18 protein-coding genes and 1 pseudogene are annotated in these 18,985 nt (G+C 64.7%); 11 read left to right on the top strand and 8 right to left on the bottom strand.

The window, feature by feature from the left end; genetic code table 11:
• Positions 1–33: 33 nt before the first annotated feature.
• The 7 genes from sfnG (at position 34) to E2I15_RS23570 (ending at position 7,438) form a co-directional block, all read left to right on the top strand.
• Positions 34–1,134 carry a dimethylsulfone monooxygenase SfnG gene (sfnG, locus tag E2I15_RS23600; protein ID WP_137478110.1) on the top strand — a complete coding sequence of 367 codons (1,101 nt, stop codon included), beginning with the start codon at positions 34–36 and terminating at the stop codon, positions 1,132–1,134.
• Positions 1,135–1,261: 127 nt separating this feature from the next.
• Complete coding sequence (locus E2I15_RS23595; RefSeq protein ID WP_246667996.1) at positions 1,262–2,074, top strand: ABC transporter ATP-binding protein; 813 nt, start codon at positions 1,262–1,264, stop codon at positions 2,072–2,074.
• Positions 2,074–2,964, top strand: coding sequence for a branched-chain amino acid ABC transporter permease (locus E2I15_RS23590; RefSeq protein WP_137478109.1), 891 nt, complete (start codon positions 2,074–2,076; stop codon positions 2,962–2,964). Before E2I15_RS23595 ends, E2I15_RS23590 begins: the two co-directional genes overlap by 1 nt.
• 3 nt (positions 2,965–2,967) lie before the next feature.
• Positions 2,968–4,038, top strand: coding sequence for a branched-chain amino acid ABC transporter permease (locus E2I15_RS23585; RefSeq protein WP_137478108.1), 1,071 nt, complete (start codon positions 2,968–2,970; stop codon positions 4,036–4,038).
• Positions 4,039–4,040: 2 nt separating this feature from the next.
• A complete protein-coding gene (locus E2I15_RS23580) occupies positions 4,041–5,369 on the top strand; it encodes an ABC transporter substrate-binding protein (protein WP_155262529.1) in 1,329 nt (442 codons plus the stop codon).
• A gap of 61 nt (positions 5,370–5,430) precedes the next feature.
• Positions 5,431–6,216 (top strand): ABC transporter ATP-binding protein, encoded by a 786-nt coding sequence (locus E2I15_RS23575; RefSeq protein WP_137478107.1) that lies wholly within the window; start codon positions 5,431–5,433, stop codon positions 6,214–6,216.
• A gap of 25 nt (positions 6,217–6,241) precedes the next feature.
• The gene (locus E2I15_RS23570) at positions 6,242–7,438 is read left to right on the top strand and encodes an acyl-CoA dehydrogenase family protein (protein ID WP_137478106.1); all 1,197 of its coding nucleotides are present in this window, start codon (positions 6,242–6,244) and stop codon (positions 7,436–7,438) included.
• A 438-nt stretch (positions 7,439–7,876) separates the two neighbouring features.
• Here the strand turns inward: E2I15_RS23570 and E2I15_RS23565 are convergent.
• Positions 7,877–7,996, bottom strand: a pseudogene (locus tag E2I15_RS23565) (IS630 family transposase); the annotation flags it as partial.
• A 299-nt stretch (positions 7,997–8,295) separates the two neighbouring features.
• Here E2I15_RS23565 and E2I15_RS39875 point away from each other — a divergent pair.
• The gene (locus E2I15_RS39875; protein ID WP_137478105.1) at positions 8,296–8,532 is read left to right on the top strand and encodes an excisionase family DNA-binding protein; all 237 of its coding nucleotides are present in this window, start codon (positions 8,296–8,298) and stop codon (positions 8,530–8,532) included.
• A gap of 64 nt (positions 8,533–8,596) precedes the next feature.
• On the opposite strand, the gene E2I15_RS23555 is transcribed toward E2I15_RS39875, so the two are convergent.
• Genes E2I15_RS23555 through E2I15_RS23530 form a run of 6 tightly spaced genes read right to left on the bottom strand, consistent with a single transcriptional unit; the run spans position 8,597 to position 13,875 of the window.
• Entirely contained in the window at positions 8,597–9,463 is an 867-nt protein-coding gene (locus tag E2I15_RS23555; protein WP_246729434.1) for a serine O-acetyltransferase, read from the bottom strand.
• 16 nt (positions 9,464–9,479) lie between these two features.
• Positions 9,480–10,052, bottom strand: a complete 573-nt coding sequence (locus E2I15_RS23550; protein ID WP_137478104.1) for a flavin reductase family protein — start codon at positions 10,050–10,052, stop codon at positions 9,480–9,482.
• Positions 10,053–10,094: 42 nt separating this feature from the next.
• Positions 10,095–11,324, bottom strand: a complete 1,230-nt coding sequence (locus E2I15_RS23545; protein WP_137478103.1) for an acyl-CoA dehydrogenase family protein — start codon at positions 11,322–11,324, stop codon at positions 10,095–10,097.
• 43 nt (positions 11,325–11,367) lie between these two features.
• Positions 11,368–12,372 carry an NrtA/SsuA/CpmA family ABC transporter substrate-binding protein gene (locus E2I15_RS23540; RefSeq protein WP_137478102.1) on the bottom strand — a complete coding sequence of 335 codons (1,005 nt, stop codon included), beginning with the start codon at positions 12,370–12,372 and terminating at the stop codon, positions 11,368–11,370.
• Between the two features lie 10 nt (positions 12,373–12,382).
• Complete coding sequence (locus tag E2I15_RS23535) at positions 12,383–13,108, bottom strand: ABC transporter ATP-binding protein (RefSeq protein WP_137478101.1); 726 nt, start codon at positions 13,106–13,108, stop codon at positions 12,383–12,385.
• Complete coding sequence (locus tag E2I15_RS23530; RefSeq protein ID WP_137478245.1) at positions 13,105–13,875, bottom strand: ABC transporter permease subunit; 771 nt, start codon at positions 13,873–13,875, stop codon at positions 13,105–13,107. The genes E2I15_RS23535 and E2I15_RS23530 overlap by 4 nt, the downstream gene beginning before the upstream one ends.
• Before the next feature lie 403 nt (positions 13,876–14,278).
• Here E2I15_RS23530 and E2I15_RS23525 point away from each other — a divergent pair, with 403 nt between their 5' ends.
• Complete coding sequence (locus tag E2I15_RS23525) at positions 14,279–15,373, top strand: LLM class flavin-dependent oxidoreductase (RefSeq protein ID WP_137478100.1); 1,095 nt, start codon at positions 14,279–14,281, stop codon at positions 15,371–15,373.
• A 5-nt stretch (positions 15,374–15,378) separates the two neighbouring features.
• Here the strand turns inward: E2I15_RS23525 and E2I15_RS23520 are convergent, their stop codons facing one another.
• Positions 15,379–16,719, bottom strand: coding sequence for an LLM class flavin-dependent oxidoreductase (locus E2I15_RS23520; protein WP_137478099.1), 1,341 nt, complete (start codon positions 16,717–16,719; stop codon positions 15,379–15,381).
• Between the two features lie 313 nt (positions 16,720–17,032).
• Here E2I15_RS23520 and E2I15_RS23515 point away from each other — a divergent pair, with 313 nt between their 5' ends.
• Together E2I15_RS23515 and E2I15_RS23510 are read left to right on the top strand one after the other, a co-directional pair.
• Positions 17,033–18,661, top strand: a complete 1,629-nt coding sequence (locus tag E2I15_RS23515) for an FAD-dependent oxidoreductase (RefSeq protein ID WP_137478098.1) — start codon at positions 17,033–17,035, stop codon at positions 18,659–18,661.
• Complete coding sequence (locus E2I15_RS23510; protein WP_137478097.1) at positions 18,658–18,978, top strand: 4Fe-4S dicluster domain-containing protein; 321 nt, start codon at positions 18,658–18,660, stop codon at positions 18,976–18,978. The genes E2I15_RS23515 and E2I15_RS23510 overlap by 4 nt, the downstream gene beginning before the upstream one ends.
• Positions 18,979–18,985: the final 7 nt, after the last annotated feature.

Here is an 18,985-nt window from a genome sequence, read left to right as displayed (position 1 = left end):
ACTTGCAAATCCAAACTTCAGAAGGACATTCCTATGACCGCGAACCATGATCAGATCAAATTCGCCTATTGGGTGCCGAACGTTTCCGGCGGCCTCGTGATCAGCAAGATCGAGCAGCGAACCGGCTGGGATATCGATTACAATCGCCGACTGGCGCAGATCGCGGAACAGGCGGGGTTCGACTATGCCCTGAGCCAGATCCGCTTCACGGCCGGCTATGGCGCCGAGTTCCAGCACGAGCCGGTCGCCTTTAGCCACGCGCTGCTCGCGGCGACCACGAAGCTGAAGGTGATCGCGGCGCTGCTGCCCGGGCCTTGGAATCCGGCGGTCGCCGCCAAGCAGATTGCCACCATCAGCCAGCTCACCGAGGGCCGCGTTGCGGTTAATATCGTCTCCGGATGGTTCCGTGGCGAGTTCACCGCGATCGGCGAACCCTGGCTCGATCACGACGAACGCTACCGGCGCTCGGAAGAGTTCATCCGGTCGCTGCGCGGGATCTGGACCCAGGACAGCTTCACCTTCCGCGGCGATTTCTATCGCTTCAGCGACTACACGCTGAAGCCGAAGCCGGCCCAGCCGCTGCCCGAGATCTTCCAGGGCGGCAGCTCACGCGCGGCGCGCGACATGGCCGCGCGAGTGTCGGACTGGTACTTCACTAACGGCAATTCGGTCGATGAGATCAAGAAGCAGGTCGATGACATCAGGGCCAAGGCAAGGGCCAACAACCATTCGGTCAGGATCGGCGTCAATGCGTTCGCGATCGCGCGCGACAGCGAGGCCGAGGCGCGCAGCGTCCTCAACGAGATCATCGCCAAGGCCGATCCGGAGGCCGTCAATGCCTTCGGTCACGAGGTTAAGAACGCCGGCAAAGCCTCGCCGGAAGGTCAGGGCAATTGGGCCAAATCGAGCTTCGAGGATCTCGTCCAGTACAATGACGGCTTCAAGACCAACCTGATAGGCACGCCCGAGCAGATCGCCGAGCGCATCATCGCGCTCAAGGAGGTCGGGGTCGACCTGGTGCTGCTCGGCTTCCTGCATTTCCAGGAAGAGGTCGAGTATTTCGGCCGCCGCGTCATTCCGCTGGTGCGTGCACTGGAAGCGGACGCGGCGCGGCACGTCCAGGCCGCCGAGTGATCCGGGAAACATTGGCGTGACCAGGATCGCAGCAAGCGCGGGTGTGCTTCCATTGGATGGCGCCCTTGTCGAGCCGGCTCTCTCTGCGCCCTTGTCCGCGCGCGCGGACGTCGCGGACCGTGCGCTCGTGAAACGAGGCAGTGGCGAGATCCAGCCGGTGCTCGCGCTTGCTGACATCTCGCTCTCGTTCGGCGGCGTCGCCGCACTGCGCGACATCGATCTCGAGGTCGCGCAAGGCGAGATCCGCGCGGTGATCGGCCCCAACGGTGCCGGCAAGAGCTCGCTGCTCAATGTCATCAGCGGGCTCTACCGGCCGGACCGGGGCCGGGTCTGGCTCGGCGAGCATTCCTTCGGCCATGTACCTACGGCGCGGCTGGCGCAGCATAGTGTGGCGCGGACGTTCCAGAATCTCGCTGTGTTCAAGGGCCTCTCGGTGCGCGACAACGTCCTGATGGGACTGGCGCACCGGGTCCGCGCCGGCTTTCTGCGCCAGATCGCCGGCTCGCCTCTGGCACGGCGGATCGAAGCGGAGAACCGCGCCGCCGCAGAAGACGTCATCGGCTTCCTGCACCTTCGCGAGGTGCGCGACCGCGCCGCCGGAACCTTGCCGTATGGTTTGCAAAAGCGCGTCGAGTTGGCGCGCGCGCTGGTGGCGCGGCCGTCGCTTTTGCTGCTCGACGAGCCCTTTGCGGGCGTCGCGCTCGGCGAGAAGCACGAATTGGCCGCGCATGTCCGTAACGCCCGCGACAGCTATGGCGCCACCATCGTCCTAATCGAGCATGACATCGGTGTGGTGATGGGGCTGTCCGATCGCGTCGCGGTGCTCGACTATGGCCGCAAAATCGCCGACGGCACGCCGGACCAGGTGCGGTCCGACCAAGCGGTGGTCGATGCCTATCTCGGCGTCGCGCATGCGGACGAAACGGAGCTCGCACTTTGATGTTTGACTATCAATTTCTCATCGAAGTGCTGGTGGGCGGCCTGCTGTCGGGCGTGATGTATTCGCTGGTCGCGATCGGCTTCGTGGTGATTTACAAGACTTCGGGGGTGCTCAACTTCGCGCAGGGCGCGATGCTGCTGTTCGCGGCGCTGACCTTCGTCAGTCTGGTCGAGCGCGGCGTCGCGCTTCCGCTCGCGCTGCTGGCGACACTCGCGATCATGGTCGCGCTCGGTGTCGTGGTCGAGCGCACGGTGTTGCGGCCGCTGGTCAACCAGCCGCCGATCACCTTGTTCATGGCGACGCTGGGGCTGTCCTATGTGATCGAAGGCGCGGCGCAGCTGTTGTGGGGCACCCAGGTCCACGGCCTCGACATCGGCATCAGCGACGTGCCGCTCGATATCGTCGGCGTCTTCATCAGCCGGTTCGACCTGTTCGCGGCGGCGGTGGCGGGCAGTTTGGTTGCGCTGTTCGCGCTGTTCTTCCGCACCACGCGGACAGGGCTGTCGTTCCGCGCCGTCGCCGACGATCCGTTTGCAGCACTTGCGGTCGGCCTTCGCCTGCCGCGGGTGTGGGCCATCGTGTGGACGGTCGCCGGCATCGTTGCGCTGGTCGCCGGATTGCTGTGGGGCGCGCGGCTCGGCGTGCAGTTCTCGCTGTCGCTGGTGGTGCTCAAGGCGCTGCCGGTGCTCGTGCTCGGCGGCTTCGATTCGATCGCCGGCGCCATCGTCGGGGGCCTCCTGATCGGCGCGATCGAGAAGCTCGCCGAGGTCTATGTCGGCCCGTTGGTCGGCGGCGGCATCGAGGCTTGGGCGGCCTATGTCGTCGCGCTGGTATTCCTATTGGTGCGGCCCTCGGGACTGTTCGGGCAGAAGCTGGTCGAGAGGGTCTAGCACATGGACGCAACCTCGAACCCGCGCCAGACCCGCCCCGTCATCGACCGCATCCTGATCGGCATCGGCGCAGTGATTGCGTTCGGCGTGATCCCGCTCGCCGGTTCGGATTATTTGATGGACGCGGTTCTGACGCCGTTCCTCGCGCTGGCGCTCGCCGCGGTCGGGCTCAACGTCCTCACCGGCTGTGCCGGGCAGGTGTCACTCGGCTCGGCCGCGTTCCTCGCGGTCGGCGCCTATGCCGCCTACAATCTGCATCTCCGTGTGCCCGAGCTGCCGCTGCTGCTCGACCTGGTGCTGGCCGGCCTCGTCGCGGCCGCGATCGGCATCGTGTTCGGGCTGCCGAGCCTGCGGCTGCGCGGGTTCTATCTTGCGGTCTCGACGCTCGCGGCGCAGTTCTTCGTACAATGGGCGCTGACCAAGTTCGGCTGGTTCTCCAACGACAATCCGTCCGGCGTGATCGACGCGCCAGTGCTGACCATCGCCGGCTATTCCTTCACCAGCGCGGCGGGCCGCTACCTGTTCTCGCTGGCCGTCGTGACGGTGGCGACGATCCTGACCTTGCTGCTGCTGCAATCGCAGACCGGCCGCAACTTCATCGCGGTCCGCGATCACGAGATCGCGGCAAAGGTGATCGGTGTGCCGCTGCTACGGACCAAGCTGCTTGCGTTCGGCGTCTCCTCATTCCTGATCGGGGTCGCTGGGGTGCTGTGGGCCTTTGCCTACCTGCGCACGGTCGAGCCGGCCGGCTTCAATCTCGATCGCTCGTTCCAGATCCTCTTCATCATCATCATCGGTGGATTGGCATCGCTGCGCGGCGCGTTCCTCGGCGCGGCCTTCATCGTGGTGTTTCCGCTGATCCTGTCGCGGCTCGGCGCGGCGCTGCTCGGTGGCGTGTTCGACTCCGGCGTGCTGGAGATGAGCCAGCGCATCGTGATCGGTGCGCTGATCATCGCCTTTTTGATCGCGGAGCCGCGCGGATTGATCGCGCTGTGGGACCGGTTTCGCGCGGCGTCGGCGGCGTGGACCGGTCTCCGCAAGACGTTTCCTGCAACTGACACATCAAGGAGCTGACGATGAGGTTTCGACACTTGAAATTCGCGCTGGGGGTAGTGGGCGTCCTTGCATTTGCCGGAGCACCGGCGGTCCACGCCGACGAGCAGTTCTTTCCGCTGCAAAGCTATCGGGTTGGCCCCTATGCCGCCGGCGGCACCGGCTTCTTCGGCGGCTTCATCGACTATCTGAACCTAATCAATATCCGCGACGGCGGCGTCAACGGCGTAAAGCTGACCTGGGACGAGGGCGAGACCCAGTACGAGGTCGAGCGCGGCGTCGAGGTCTATGAGCGGTTGAAGAACCGGCCCGGCGTCGCTGCCTGGAATCCGCTGTCGGTCGGCATCGCCTACGCCATGATCGACCGCATCACTAAGGACAAAGTGCCGCTGATCACCGTCAACCATGGCCGCACCGATTCGACCGACGGTCGCGTCTTTCCCTACGTCTTCCCGCTGCTGCTCAATCCTTACAGCGAGACCTCGGGTATCGTGAACTACATCGCCAGCCGCGAAGGCGGCGTCGACAGGCTCAAGGACAAGAAAATCGTCGTGCTCTATCACGGCTCGCCCTACGGCAGGGAGACGATCCCGATCTACAAGCTCCTCGCGGACAAGTATCATTTCAGCGTCGAGCAGATCGAGGTGCCGCATCCCGGCAACGAGCAGCAATCGCAATGGCTCTCGATCCGGCGTGCCAAGCCCGACTATGTGGTGCTGCGCGGTTGGGGCGTGATGAATCCGGTGGCGCTGAAGACCGCGCAGAAGGTCGGTTTCCCGGCCGACCACATTATCGGCAATGTCTGGTCCAATTCCGAGGAGGATGTGATCCCGGCGGGCGATGCCGCCAAGGGCTACATCGCGATCACGACACAAGCCTCCGGTGCCGAATATCCGGTGCTGCAAGAGGTGATCAAGACCGTCTATGGCGCAGGCAAGGGCAATCTCGACGACAAGAAGCGGATCGGCAGCGTCTACCACAACCTCGGCATCGTCAACGGCATTCTCAATGTCGAGGCAATCCGGATCGCGCAGGCGAAGTTCGGCAAGCGCACGCTGACCGGCGACGAGGTGCGCTGGGGCTTTGAGCATCTGCAGCTCGATCCGGCGCGGGTCGAAACGCTCGGCGCCAAGGGGCTGTTCCATTCTATCAATGTCACCTGGGACAATCACGAGGGCGACGGCCGCGTCACGTTCCAGCAGTGGGATCGCGCGAAGTGGAAGGTGGTCTCGGACTGGATCGCGCCGGACTGGGCGTTCCTGCGGCCGATCATCGAGAAGTCCGCGGCCGCCTATGCTCAGGAGCACGGCATCAAGGCCCGCACCTCCGGCGACGATCCGGTCAGCCAGTAACCGATCGCGCGGCTGCGTGAGCCTTGTGCCTCCCGCAGCCGGCAACCCGATGGATCGAACCATGAGTGAAGTCCTGCTCTCTGTCGACGGCCTGGCCGCGACCTACAACCACGCGATCCGCGCCGTCAGCGATGTGTCGCTCGTGATGCGGCCAGGCGAAATTGTCGCCGTGCTCGGCGCCAACGGTGCTGGCAAATCGACCACCTTGCAGGCAGTGTCGTCGCTTCTGCCCGCCCGTCGCGGCCAGATCACTGCCGGCCGTATTGTGTTCGATGGTCGTGACCTCGCCGGTTCATCGGCCGCCACGCTGGTGCGCGAGGGCATCGTGCCGGTGCTCGAGGGGCGGCACTGCTTTGCGTCGCTGACGGTCGAGGAGAACCTCTTCACCGGCGCGATCGGGCGCGATGCGACCCGCGCCGAGACCGCAGATGATCTCGACCGCGTCTACACGTTGTTTCCGCGGCTGAAGGAGCGGCGCCGTTCGCTGGCCGGGCTGACCTCCGGCGGCGAGCAGCAGATGACAGCGATCGGCCGCGCCCTGATGTCGCGGCCGCGGCTGCTGGTGCTCGATGAGCCATCGATGGGGCTGGCGCCGCTCGTCGTGGAGGGAATTTTTCGCGCGCTCAAACAGCTCAATGCCGAGAAGGGTCTGTCGATCTTGGTCGCGGAGCAGAACTCGACGGTGGCGCTGCGCTTCGCCGACCACGCTGTCGTGCTAGAGAACGGCCGCAGCGTGCTCGCGGGTGCCGCCGCCGAGCTCCGGCGGCGCGGCGACATCAAGACGCTCTATCTCGGCGGATCGTCACAAGTCGATCCGAGCCGGCAGCCGACCCAGGCTGTCGCTTGACATCAACCCGGACCGGAGAATGACCATGGCCCAAGAAAATTTCGCCCGAAAGATCGACGACGACGTCTATGCAAGACTCGACGCCGCGATCGACGCCACCGTGAAGGTGAACGCCGATCGCAACGACAAGGAGAGCCGGTTTCCGCGCGAGAATCTGCGTGCGCTGTCGGAGGCCGGCTGGACCGGCGTGCTGAACGAGGTGCAGCATGGCGGGCTCGGCCTCGCTCACGTCGACTTCGCCGAAGCCGCCTATCGCATCGGGCAAGCGGATGCCTCGACTGGCCTCGTCTATGTGATGCATGTCGGCGCGGCCCAGACCATCAATCTGTTCGGCAGCGCCGATCAGAAGGAGCGCTGGCTCAAATCCAACGATGGCGGCCTGCTCGGCACCTATTCGACCAGCGAGCGCGCCACTGGCGGGCACTGGTGGTACAATCTCTCCGAAGCCTCGCGCGACGGCGAGGATTATCTGGTTAATGCCGAGAAGTCGTTCACGACCAGCTCGGGCCAAGCCGATTACTATGTGGTGCAGACGCGCACGCCCGGCGCGAAGGACCAGGCCGATATTGTGTTCTTCATCGTCGACGGCAAGGCCGAAGGGATCGAATCACGGCCTTGGGATGCGCTCGGCGTGCGGGCCAATCATTCAGGCCCGATCCGCTACAGCAACGTGCAGGTGCCACGGCGCGACCGGCTCGGCACCGAGGGGCAGGGCAAGGAGATCATCTATGACGGCGTGTCGCCGGTTTATCTGATCGGGCTCGGCGCGGTCTGGGAAGGCGTGGCGCGCGGAGCGCTGAACGCGGCGGTGGCGCACACCACGAGCTTCGTGCACAAGGATCGGAATAAGAGCCTATCGGATTACCAGGCGATCCGGCAGGAGCTCGGCGCCGCCAAGGTGCTCGTCGAGACCTTGCGGCCGTGGCGCAACGAGCTCGCGGCGCGACTCGACGTGCTGTGGTGCGCCGGCAGGCCGCAGAGCGAGATCCTGATTCCGCTGACCGAATTCAAGGTCCACGCCGCCGAGGTCGCCAACAAGGTCGCGGCCACCGCGCTGACGGTGACCGGCGGCTATGGCTACCATCGGGGTCCGATCGAGCGATCCTATCGAGACGCGCGCGCAGCGATCGCGATGGGCCCGTCGAATGTGATCGCACGGGACTGGATCGGCAAGGCGCTGGTCGGCCTACCATTGGAGCTGTTCTACGAAGGCGGTGAGTAAGGCCTCACGGCCTCTACTCCATAGGCCGCGGATGACCGTCCACTACGTCGGTAGTTGACCGCGAACCGCGAATTTGTACAAGCTTAGGGGCCCTTCAGAAGTCGTTGGCAGTCTTTGGCTCGCTCGATCAACTTTGCGGCAAGGTGCTGGATAACGGCGTTATCTATGCCTTCCGCTTGCGCGGTAGGGAGTGGGGTAACACCAACAGCATTGCTTGTTTTAAAGATCGGAAAGAGTGCTGGATATCTGCAATACAGGCCATCAGAGCCAAGCAGATTGGAAGGATGCGCAGCCTATTCTTGATGGCCGATAGCTGCTCAGCGGTTACTCCTCGACGCAGGACTGATCGGTAGGCCACTTATGAATTATTGAAAAATTGATTCGGGAATCCTGATAAGAAATCCAGCAATCTGCCAAAGTAGTGCTAGTCACGTGAATCTAAAGTTCACCACATAAAGTCTGGTGAGCTTTGTGGCAGAAGCGTTTAACGGAAGCCAAAATCTGGTTGGCAGACTTAGTCCATTTGAAGGACTTCGGGTTTTTGTTGTGCAGCTTGCGTGACGTCAAGACTGATGCGGAGTACGCCTCCGATGCCCTGTCCAGCATCAGATTTCCTGTCGTCCTGGTCGGGTACAATCTCAGTTACGAAAAATTCAGCGTTGTCTTTCGTAGCCGTGTCTTTTCTGCCACTTCCTGACGCTCGCTAGGGCCCTCCCTTCTGCTCCTTTGCTTCCGTTGACGTTGAAGGCGGGGCGCCTCAGGGTAGCTCTTTCGATTATGGAGGAGACGTGATTTTGATACGGCGTGGTCGGGACCTCAAAAGCAGTGTCCAAGTTGAACGTAGTACAGCCGCAGATATGCCGGTGCCCAGCCATCTGCGTCGCCTCCCGTTTGCGCAGCGGGTGACCTGCACTGTCGCGGAGGCCTGTGAGGCGACAGGTCTCGGGCGGACCAAGATCTATGAACTAATCGGAGATGGTCGAGTTGCCACGACGATGGTCGGTCGCCGTCGTCTAGTCATTGTGCAATCTCTGTTGGCTCTGGTTGGTGTCAATGCGAAACCAGCCGACCCTGGACAGGTTCGCGGCTCCTGATGACAGCTGACGATGGCACGGCTACCATATCGATCGTGAATTGGCTCTTGCCTTGGTTGTCGCCTCAGCCCGGAAAAGCCCCGAGTCTGGAAGCCTGAAATTCCACTGCTCGACGCCCGGCGGCATGAACTTGTTTTCCGCCAGCATCTGCTTGAACACCTTGAGGCGGACCGCGCCATTCGTCGTCGGTCGGGAAGTGCCGCGCGCCCAGGGTGACGGCCTGGTAGACCCGGACGTTGTTGCCGATGATGGCGGTTTCGCCGATCACAACGCCGGTGCCGTGATCGATGAAGAAGCCGGAGCCGATCCGGGCGCCGGGATGAATGTCGATGCCGGTCCTGGTGTGGGCGATCTCCGACATCAGGCGAGCCACCAGCCGGGCGCCGATCTGGTAGAGCAGATGGGCAAGGCGATGGTGGATGATGGCGGTCATCCCGGGATAGCCGATCAGGATCTCGGGGAAATTCCGCGCCGCCGGGTCTCCGACGAACGCCGCCCGCAGATCGTTGATCAAGAGCCCGCGGACCTGTGGCAGCTGGGCGGCGAAGGCGCGCGTCAGCTCGATCGCCTCCTCGTGCACAAAGCCCGGCTCCAGTTCGTCGCCGACGAACAGTGCACCACGATGGATCTGCGCGCTGAGCGAATCCAGCGCCGTGCTCAGCGTGTTGCCGACGAAATAGTCGATGTTCTCGCCATCGAGGTCCGATTGGCCGTAGTGACGTGGGAATAGCGCCTCGGTGAGGCCGTCCAGGATCGCCTCCAGCGCCTCGCGCGAGGGCGCGCGAGGCGCCTCGCCGTCTTGCCGGATGCTGTGGGTTTCCTCTCGGGACGTGCGCTCGGCCACGATCCCGTCGAGCTGCCAGCGGCCGGGTGGTCGGCTCACGGAGCCGGCTGATGACGGCGGCGACGGTGGCAGCAACTCGCGTTTCATGCTGTACCTTCCCGTCCTAACGGACATGCGCTAGAGGGATGCTGACTTCGGCCAACAGATCGAGATCGGCTTCGTGATCGATCTGGATGTACTGCCCGTTCCAGTAGGCGAGGCCGGACAGCCGATGCGACGGCTCCATGCTGGAGAGGCGGCCGACGATGATGCCGTGGGAATGCCGCTCGATGATCTCCTCGACCTGGCACTCGATCATCGCAAGCGACCGCTCCAGCAGCGGGACGCCGGATGCGCCGGGGCTCCAGGCGGTGCCCTCGAAGCGCTCGCGGCCCTTCAGCCGGCTATTGCTGAAGCGCTCGGCCAGCACTTGCTGGTCCGAGCCGAGAATGTTGACGCCAAGCTGCCGGTAACGGGCTATGGCAGCGAAGGACGATGCCTGCCGGTTGATGCTGACCAATAGCCGCGGCGGGCTGGCGCTGAGCGAGGTCAGCGAGGTCACCGTCATGCCGGTGATGTCCTCGCCCTGTCCCGCGGTGATGATGCAGACGCCAGCCGGGAGGCGGCGCATCACAAGACGGAATTGCCGCTCGATCTCGTGATCGGCATCGACAAGATGGATATCCGGCCTGCTCATCGGGGTTCTCCCTTGCGTTGCCTCGCCGGATCGGAGCTCTTGTTAGAAGAAGCCCTTGGCGGGGAGCGGCGTGCCGCTGATCTCATATTGTCCGATCGAGCGGGTCTTGAAGGTGTTCGGATTGTGCGACGCCAGCGTCCGCGCGTTGCGCCAGTGGCGGTCGAAATTGGTCGCCTTCTTGGTGGCCGAGGCGCCGCCGACATCGAACAGCAGACTCCCGCTCCGGATCGCGAATTCATCCGCAACGATCTTGGCCTTGGCCGACAGCAGCGCCGCCTTGTGCGCGGCGTCGACCGCGTCGGTAGCGCCGGCGTCGAAAACATCGGTGGCGGCATCGAGCGCTTCCGCGGCGGCAAGCACCACGGTCTCGGCGGCGAATGCACCGCTTGCGATCTGGCCGACGGTATGTTGCAACAGCGGATCGTCCACCGGCACCTCGCTGGGCGCGTAGTAGAACGTCCGCTTGCGCGACCGCACCAGCGCGGCGGCATCGCGCAGCACGGCGCGCGCAATGCCGGCATTGATCGCGGTCAGGAACAGCTGGGCAAACGTGTTGGAGTAGGGAATGCCATAGCCGGTGTCCGGCGCATCGAACACGGCCTCCTGGCGCTTGACGCGGACGTTGCGGAAATGCGTGGTGCCGGTCGCGGTCAGCCGCTGACCGAGGCCATCCCAGTCGTCGACCAGCTCGATGCCATCGCGCTTGACCGGAATAAGCACGGCGGCATTGCTCGCGGACGCGTCAGCGGTGCGAACGAGGACGTAGTCCGAATACAGCGTACCAGTGCTGTAGTATTTCGTGCCGTTGAGCAGGTAGTCGTCACCATCGGCGGTAAGCGTCGTGTTCGGCGTGACGTTGCCGACTTTCGGCGTGTCGAGCTCGGTCGCGGCAAGCCCGATGATCGCGCCGTCGGCGACCGCCTTCTGCCACTGCCGGTGCTGCTCGTCCTTGGGGCGCCGCACCAGACGCTCGACGACGCTGAAATGGTTGCGCAGGATGTGCGCGACATTGGCGTCGGCCTCGCCGAGGAGGATGACGATCTCGAACAGCGCGCGGATCGACAGGCCGGCGCCGCCGGCATCAAGCGGCAGCCGCAAGGCGCCGAGACGGGCCTTGCGAATGAAATCGATCTCCGCGAACGGCAGCACGCGCTCGCGCTCGCGATCGCCGGCACCCTCGGCGATGCGGCCAAGCAGCGCGTCGATATCGGGCGGGAGATCGCGCAGGCGGTCGGATGGCTCCAGCGAGGTGGCGGTTACAGGCTTGTTCATGGATATCACCCGAGGCGACGTTGGTTGATTGGACGGTTGTTGATCAGAGCTGGGCCAGATGGTCGGTGACCTTGATCGGCTCCGGAAGCACCTTGCGTTCGGCCAGCCAGTCGGCGGCACGTTGCAGCTCGGCGAGGAAGTTCTCGTCGTTGGCGGCGAAGTAGCGATACTGCCGGTTCAGCGCGATGAATTGGTCGCGGACCTGGTCGCTGTACTTGCCGGCCTTCTGCGCGATGAACTCGGCATCCTTGCTGTTCTCGGAAATCCACTTGCCTTCGGCGCGGAACGCGTCGTTCACGGCACGGACCAGCGCAGGATTGTCGGTGGCAAACTTCCTGGTCGTCAGATAGGACGTGTAATCGATCTGGAACTCGAGATCGCGGCCTTCTAGGAAGATGTCGTGCGCCTTGTATTCGAGCCGGGCGATGTCCACGCCGGGGCTCCACATCGACCAGGCGTCGACCTTACCGGAAGCGAGCGCCGGCGCGGCATCCGGCGGGTTGAGATAGACGAACTTCACCTTGGTGCGGTCGACCTTGTGCTTCTCGAGCGCCGCGACCAACAGGAACTCGCCGAGGCCCGAGCGGTTCACCGCCACCGACTTGCCGACGAGATCCTCGACCTTGTTTATGCCGGAGTCATCCCGTGCGATGATCGCGGTGGTACGCGGCTCGTAAACCACGAACTGGGTGAACACCAGCGGCGAGCCGGCGATGATCGCGGCGAGTGCCGGCGTCGTGCTGCCGCCGAAGCTGAAATCGGCGCTGCCGCCGGTCACCGCCTGTAGCGTTGGTGCATGGTTCGGGAACGGCCCCAGCCATTCGACCTTGATACCGTCCCTCGCCAGCAACTTCTCGAACTCGCCGCGCTCCTTGGCGATCAGGTTGAGCCCGCTCAGGCCCCAGGTCAGACGCACCGTGTCGGTGACGCGACCGGTCGCCGCATCTGCTGACGCGGACAGGTCGAGGCCGGCGAGCGCGCCGATGCCGAACGCCGCGCCGCCGAGGAAACTGCGACGGGACGGATTGGTGAAACGGAGGCGGGTCATTGCGTGATCCTCAGGCAGGGATGGAATGGACGGTGCCGACGCCGAGCTCCGCCAGCAGGTCGGCGCGGGCGATTGGAGCCGCACCGTTGCGGCTCACGCGGTGCTCGAAGGCAATCCGGCCCTGGCGCATCACCAGGATGCGGTCGGCGAGCGCGATCGCTTCATCGACGTCGTGGGTGACCAGCAGAACGCCGGGCCGATGCGCGGCCACCAGCTCGCGCACCAGATCGTGCATGCGAATGCGGGTCAGCGCGTCGAGCGCGGCAAAGGGTTCATCGAGCAGAAGCAGCTCGGGCTCCTGCACCAGCGCGCGGGCCAGCGCCACGCGCTGGGCCTGTCCGCCGGAGAGGTTGCGCGGCCAGTCGTCGAGCCGGCCGCCCAGCCCGACCTCGGTGAGTGCGGCCGCGGCGCGCTGCCGTGCGTTGCCCACATTGAGACCGAGCGCGACGTTGCGCCACAGATTGTCCCACGGTAGCAGCCGGTGTTCCTGGAACACGACGGCCGGCCGCCGCGGCGCAGTGATGCGCCCGCCATCGATCGGATCGAGGCCGGCCAGCGCCCGCAGCAGCGTGGTCTTACCGCAACCGCTCTCGCCGAGCAGGACGACGAATTCGCCGCGCTCGATGCGCAGATTGAGGTTCTCGATCACGACGCGGTCGCCATAGGCGCGATGCAGGCCGGTGACGACGACGGCTGCAGCAGCAGCGATCAGTGAGGACGGGACATGCAGCGTCATCGCGTACCTCCGTAATTCGGATGCCAGGCCAGCAGGCGCCGCTCCAAGGCGCGCGCGATTCCGTCGGCGGCGACGCCGATCAGCGCGTAGGTCACGATTGTCAGCACGATCACGTCGGTGCGCAGGAACTCGCGGGCGTCCATGGCGAGGAAGCCGATGCCGGACTGGGCACCGATGGTCTCCGCGACCACCAGCGCCAGCCACGCTGTCGCCAGCGCATAGCGGACGCCGGTCAGGATCGAGGGCAGCGCGCCAGGCAGGATGACGCGCCGGATCAGCTCAAGTATTCCGAGGCCCTGGACGCGGCCGAGCTCGACGAGCTTCGGATCGACCTGGCGAATGCCCAGCGTGGTGTTGATATAGATCGGGAAGGCAACGCCGAGCGCAACCAGGAAGATCTTCTGGGCTTCGCCGACGCCGAGCCAGACGATCACCAGCGGCAGCGCAGCGAGAAACGGAATCGCGCGGATCATCTGAATGCTGCGGTCGATCGCAGCTTCCGCGATCCGCGAGAAGCCGACGAGGACGCCGAGCGCAAATCCAATGCTGCCGCCAATCGCAAACCCGGCCGTGGCGCGCAGCAGGCTGACGCCGAGATCGTTCAGCAAGCTCCCCGACGTCGCGAGCCTGAAGGCCGTCCGCACCACCTTGCTCGGGGCCGGCAGCACCTGCGGCGATAGCCAGCCGGCCTGCGCCAGCAATTCCCAGACGACCAGAAGCACGACCGGAGCGAGCCACGACAGCAGCAGCAGGCCGCGCTGGCCGATCGCGAACCGTAACTTCCGGGATGTCGATGCGGCGCGATCGTTGCGCTTCGCAGAATCAAACGCGATTGGTGACGCGGCCTGTTCGAGGTTGCTCAAGTCTATCCTGTCCTCGTCCAATACAGCGGGCGAGCACCATTGATCGCGCGCGGCATGGTTCACCGTGCTCTCGATCAACGGCTCACCGTCGTTCGAAAGAGAGATTCCTCCATGCGACCCAAACTGTCCCACGAATTTTCTCGAACAGAAATAGAGCGGTATTCCAATTGTGGTTGCGTCCGGAGTTTTCTGGTTCACCGGCACTCGTGACGCGGCAAGGAAAATCTTTTGATGCGCCACTGCTTGATCTGCCGCCGTGCTTCTCTGAAAACACGGCGATGCAACGTCAGGGAAATCGGAGAGACGCATGTCGACACGACCGCTTCGCTTTGGCATCTGGGCGCTGGTCCATGGTTCGCGCGCGGCTTACCAGGATCCGCAGGAGCCGTATGACGCGTCGTGGGAACGCAACCGCGATCTCGTGCTTGCCGCCGAAGCGCTCGGTTACGATTCCACGCTGATCGCGCAGCACACAATCAACCCGCATCAGGAGGATCTCGATCAGCTCGAGGCCTGGAGCGCGGCGGCGGCCGTTGCGGCATTGACCAGCCGGATCGAGATCATCGCGGCGATCAAGCCCTATCTCTACCAGCCGGTCGTGCTCGCCAAACTTGCGCTCGGGATTGAGAACATCAGCCGCGGGCGCTTTGCGATCAACCTGGTCAATGCCTGGAACCGGCCCGAGCTCGACAAGGCCGGCATCGGCTTTGCCGAGCACGATGCCCGCTACGCCTATGGCCGCGAGTGGATCAGGATCGTCTCGCGCCTGATGCAGGGCGAAAGGCTGACCTACAAGGGAGAACATTTCGACGTCCGCGACTATCTGCTGCGGCCGACCAGCCTCTATCGGCCCCGGCCGTTGATCTATGTCGGCGGCGAATCCGAGCCGGCGCGTGCGCTGGTGGCCGACTATGGCGACGTCTGGTTCATCAACGGGCAGCCGCTCGAGGATGTGGCCGGCCTGATTGCCGACGTGGCGGCGCGGCCGCGGACCTCGGCGCCGCTTCGCTTTGGACTGTCCGCGTTCGTTATCGCACGCCAGACGCAGGCCGAAGCCCAGGCCGCCTATGAACGGCTGCTCGAATTGTCGCGGAAGGACGCGCCCGTGAAGGCGATCCAGCGCCAGAACACCGATCCCAAGGTCGTGATGATGCAGACCATGCAGAAGACGGAACGGGTCGGCAGCAATGGCGGTACCGCCGCGGGGTTGGTCGGCAGCTATGATGAAGTGGCGGCCCGGATCGGGGCGTTCCATGCCGCGGGCATCGAATTGTTCATGCTGCAATTCCAGCCTTTCGAGGCCGAGATGGAGCGCTTTGCGAAGGAAATCATCCCGCGCGTCCGCGGTGCCTCATCCCTGGTTGCGAACGGCTCTTCGACGTGCCTGGCGGGCTCACGGTAACCGCGTCACGCGGTTGCCGCGGCTTCGGCCTGCCGCGCGAAGCGGCTGATCGGTCGCGGCAGGCCGAAATGCGTACGCAAGGTCGTGCCTGTGTAGTCGGTTCGGAACAGGCCGCGCCGCTGCAGGATCGGCACCACGCTGTCGACGAAGACCTCGAGCCCCGTGGGCAGCACGTCCGGCATCAGATTGAAACCGTCAGCAGCGCCGGCGCTGAACCAGGCCTCGATATCATCGGCGATCTGCTCGGGCGTGCCGACGATGATGCGGTGTCCGACGCCGCCGCCAAGTGCGCGCAGCAGCTGGCGGACCGTGAGGTTGCCGCGCCGTGCGATGTTCACGGTGCCCTGGAACATGGTGTGGTTGGCATTGGCCGGCAAAGGCAACGGGTCGGGCAGCGGCTTGTCGAGCTCGAGGATTGCAGGATCGACCTGCAACGTGCCGGCAAGACGCGCAAGGCTGTACTCGATCGGAACCAGCTCCCACAACTCGTCCTGGCGCCGCTTCGCCTCGGCTTCGGTGCTGCCGATCACGGTGGCAAGACCCGGCAGGATGACGATGGCGTCGCCGGCACGGCTATAGGCTGCGGCGCGAGCGCGCAGATCGCGCGCATAGGCGACGCCTTCCTCGATGGTCTGCGCCAGCGTGAACACGGCCTCGGCCTGCGCGGCGGCCAGATCGCGGCCGTCGCTGGAGCCGCCGGCCTGAACGGTGACCGGCCGACCCTGCGGCGAACGCGGCACGTTGAGCGGACCGGCCACCGAGTAATGTGCGCCGCGATGCGCGATCGGATGGACCTTCGAGGTATCGACAAACCGGGCGGCCGCCTTATCGCCTACGAACGCGTCGTCTTCCCAGCTGTCCCACAGCGCATGGACGACTTCGGCGAACTCCTTGGCGCGATCGTAGCGGGCCTTGTGCTCGAGCACGTTGTTGAGGCCGAAATTGCGGCTGGCCGACGCGTCAGCCGTGGTCACCGCATTCCAGCCGGCGCGGCCGCCGCTCGCGAGGTCCAGCGTCGCGAAGCGGCGCGCGATGTTGTAGGGCTCGTTATAGGTGGTCGAGGCGGTCGCGATCAGCCCGATATGGCTCGTCGCCGCGGCAACCGTCGCCAGTACGATGGTCGGCTCCATCGACATGAACGATCGATAGTCGATGCGGTCGGCGATCGCCGGCGTGTCGGCAAGGAAGATTGCATCGAGTTTGCCGCGCTCAGCGATCTGCGCCACGCGCACGTAATGGCCGACATCGAAGCAGGCGCGGGGATCACTTTCGGGCAGCCGCCAGGCCGACGCGTAGACGCCGGAGTGCAGCAGGTTGACGTTGAGATGAAGCTGACGGTCGGACATGGCTGCCACGCAGTGATGTGAGATGGTTCACGACGTATCGCCTGCTGGGCCGCGTGAAAACGAACGGCCGGCATCTGCATGCAAAAAGAAATATCCGTCTCCGGTGTGCGGCTCGCAGACTGGTCTCATGTTGTTCTCCTGCTACGGAGGAAACATCCGATCCACCGCTGCATGATTATTCTTCCACGCGCCATGGCAGGGGAAGCTTCGTCCAACTCTGCGCAAATATCTGAAATTGCCAAGGGAGCAGGCGCGCGTAACGATGTTGTTGCGACGCATTGCAAGCGATCGGTGCCGTCCGGAGAACTGAACGATGATAATCCACGGTCGACGCGCCGAGCAGCGGGCTGCGCCAGCCGGCTCGGTCGAATTCGACGCCGACGTCCTGGTGATTGGCGGCGGACCGGCGGGCACCTGGGCTGCGGTGAGCGCAGCGGAGCGTGGAGCGCGCGTGGTGCTTGCCGACAAGGGATTTTGCGGTACGTCGGGCGCCACCGCGGCGGCCGGAACTGGCGTCTGGTATGTCGATCCCGATCCGGCGCTGCGCGACGCCGCGATGGCCAATCGCGAGAAGATGGGCGGCTACCTGCAGGATCGCCGCTGGATGGCCCGCGTGCTCGGCCAGACCTATGAGGACAGCAACCGATTGGCGGCCTGGGGCTACCCTTACCCGGTCGATGACGGCGGCAAGTCGCAACGCAATTCGCTGCAGGGGCCGGAATACATGCGCCTGATGCGCAAGCGCACCAAGCAGGCCGGCGTCACCATTCTGGATCACAGCCCCGCGCTCGAACTGTTGGTGGACGACGACGGCGCGGTTGCTGGCGTCAGCGGCGTACGCCGCCAGAAGCACGACAACTGGACCGTGCGCGCCAGGGCCGTCGTCATCGCGACCGGCGGCTGCGCGTTCCTGAGCAAGACGCTGGGATCGAACGTGCTGACTGGAGACGGCTACCTGATGGCCGCAGAGGTCGGAGCCAAGTTCAGCAGCATGGAGTTTTCCAATCCTTATGCGATCTCGCCGTCGTTCGGCTCGGTGACCAAGACGCTGTTCTATGGTTGGGCGACCTTCAGCTTTGAGGACGGCAGTATCGTTCCCGGTGCGGCATCGAAGGGCGGGCGCTCAGCGATCGCGCGTGCTCTGCTGCAGGGGCCGGTCTATGCCCGCCTCGACAAGGCCGATGACGACGTGCAGCGGGACATGCGGGCGTCGCAGCCGAATTTCTTTCTGCCGTTCGATCGCACCGGCATCGACCCCTTTACGGATCGCTTTCCCGTCACTCTGCGGCTTGAGGGGACGGTACGCGGCACCGGCGGCCTGCGTATTGTCGACGACAGCTGCGCCACCAGCGTGCCGGGGCTTTACGCTGCCGGCGACGCGGCGACGCGCGAATTGATCTGCGGCGGATTCACCGGCGGTGGTAGCCACAACGCGGCCTGGGCGATGTCATCGGGAACCTGGGCCGGATGGGGCGCTGCCGACTACGCCCGCCAATTTGGGCCGGCGCGTCAGCGACACTTGGCCTCTGCCGGAACCGTCGCGTTTCGAAGCGGATCGCGCCGCGCGTTCGAGCCGGCGGCGCTGGCAAAGGCGGTTCAGGACGAGGTCTATCCGTATGAGCTGAACTATTTCCGGCATGCGTCGCGCCTAGAGGGTGCGCTGGCGCGGCTCGATGCTGCGTGGGCCGATGCATCGGCGGCCGACGCGGTGAGCAGAGACGATCTGCTGCGCGCCCGCGAGAGCGCGGCCATGCTGGCGACGTCGCGCTGGATGTATCGTAGCGCGCTGGCGCGCGACGAAAGCCGCGGCATGCATCGCCGTGACGATTATCCTGATCAGGACGACCGGCAACGCCACTACGTGACCAGCGGCGGCCTGGATGAGGTCTGGACCGCGGTCCGGCCGCATGCTGACGCCACTTACGCCGAGGCCGCGGAATGATCGAGGTGATCGACACCGAACGCTGCACGTCCTGCGACATCTGCGTGAATGTCTGCCCGACCAATGTGTTCGACAAGACGGATGGAATTCCGGTGATCGCCCGCCAGGGCGACTGCCAGACCTGCTTTCTCTGCGAACTCTATTGTCCCGAGGACGCACTTTACGTCTCGCCCTATGCGGATACCCCTTGCCCGACCGACGTGGTCGCGCTACGGCAGAGCGCCGCATTGGGCAGTTACCGCCGCGCGGTCGGCTGGACCGACGAGACGCGCGAACTCCGCGGCATCGACCGCAGCTATCTGCTCTTTGGTCATTGAGTCCGGG

Source organism: Bradyrhizobium sp. BR2003 (assembly GCF_009720285.1).
Lineage (GTDB): Bacteria > Pseudomonadota > Alphaproteobacteria > Rhizobiales > Xanthobacteraceae > Bradyrhizobium > Bradyrhizobium elkanii.
Note: the sequence above shows the minus strand (reverse complement) of the source record. Positions and strands in the feature narration are given on the sequence as shown.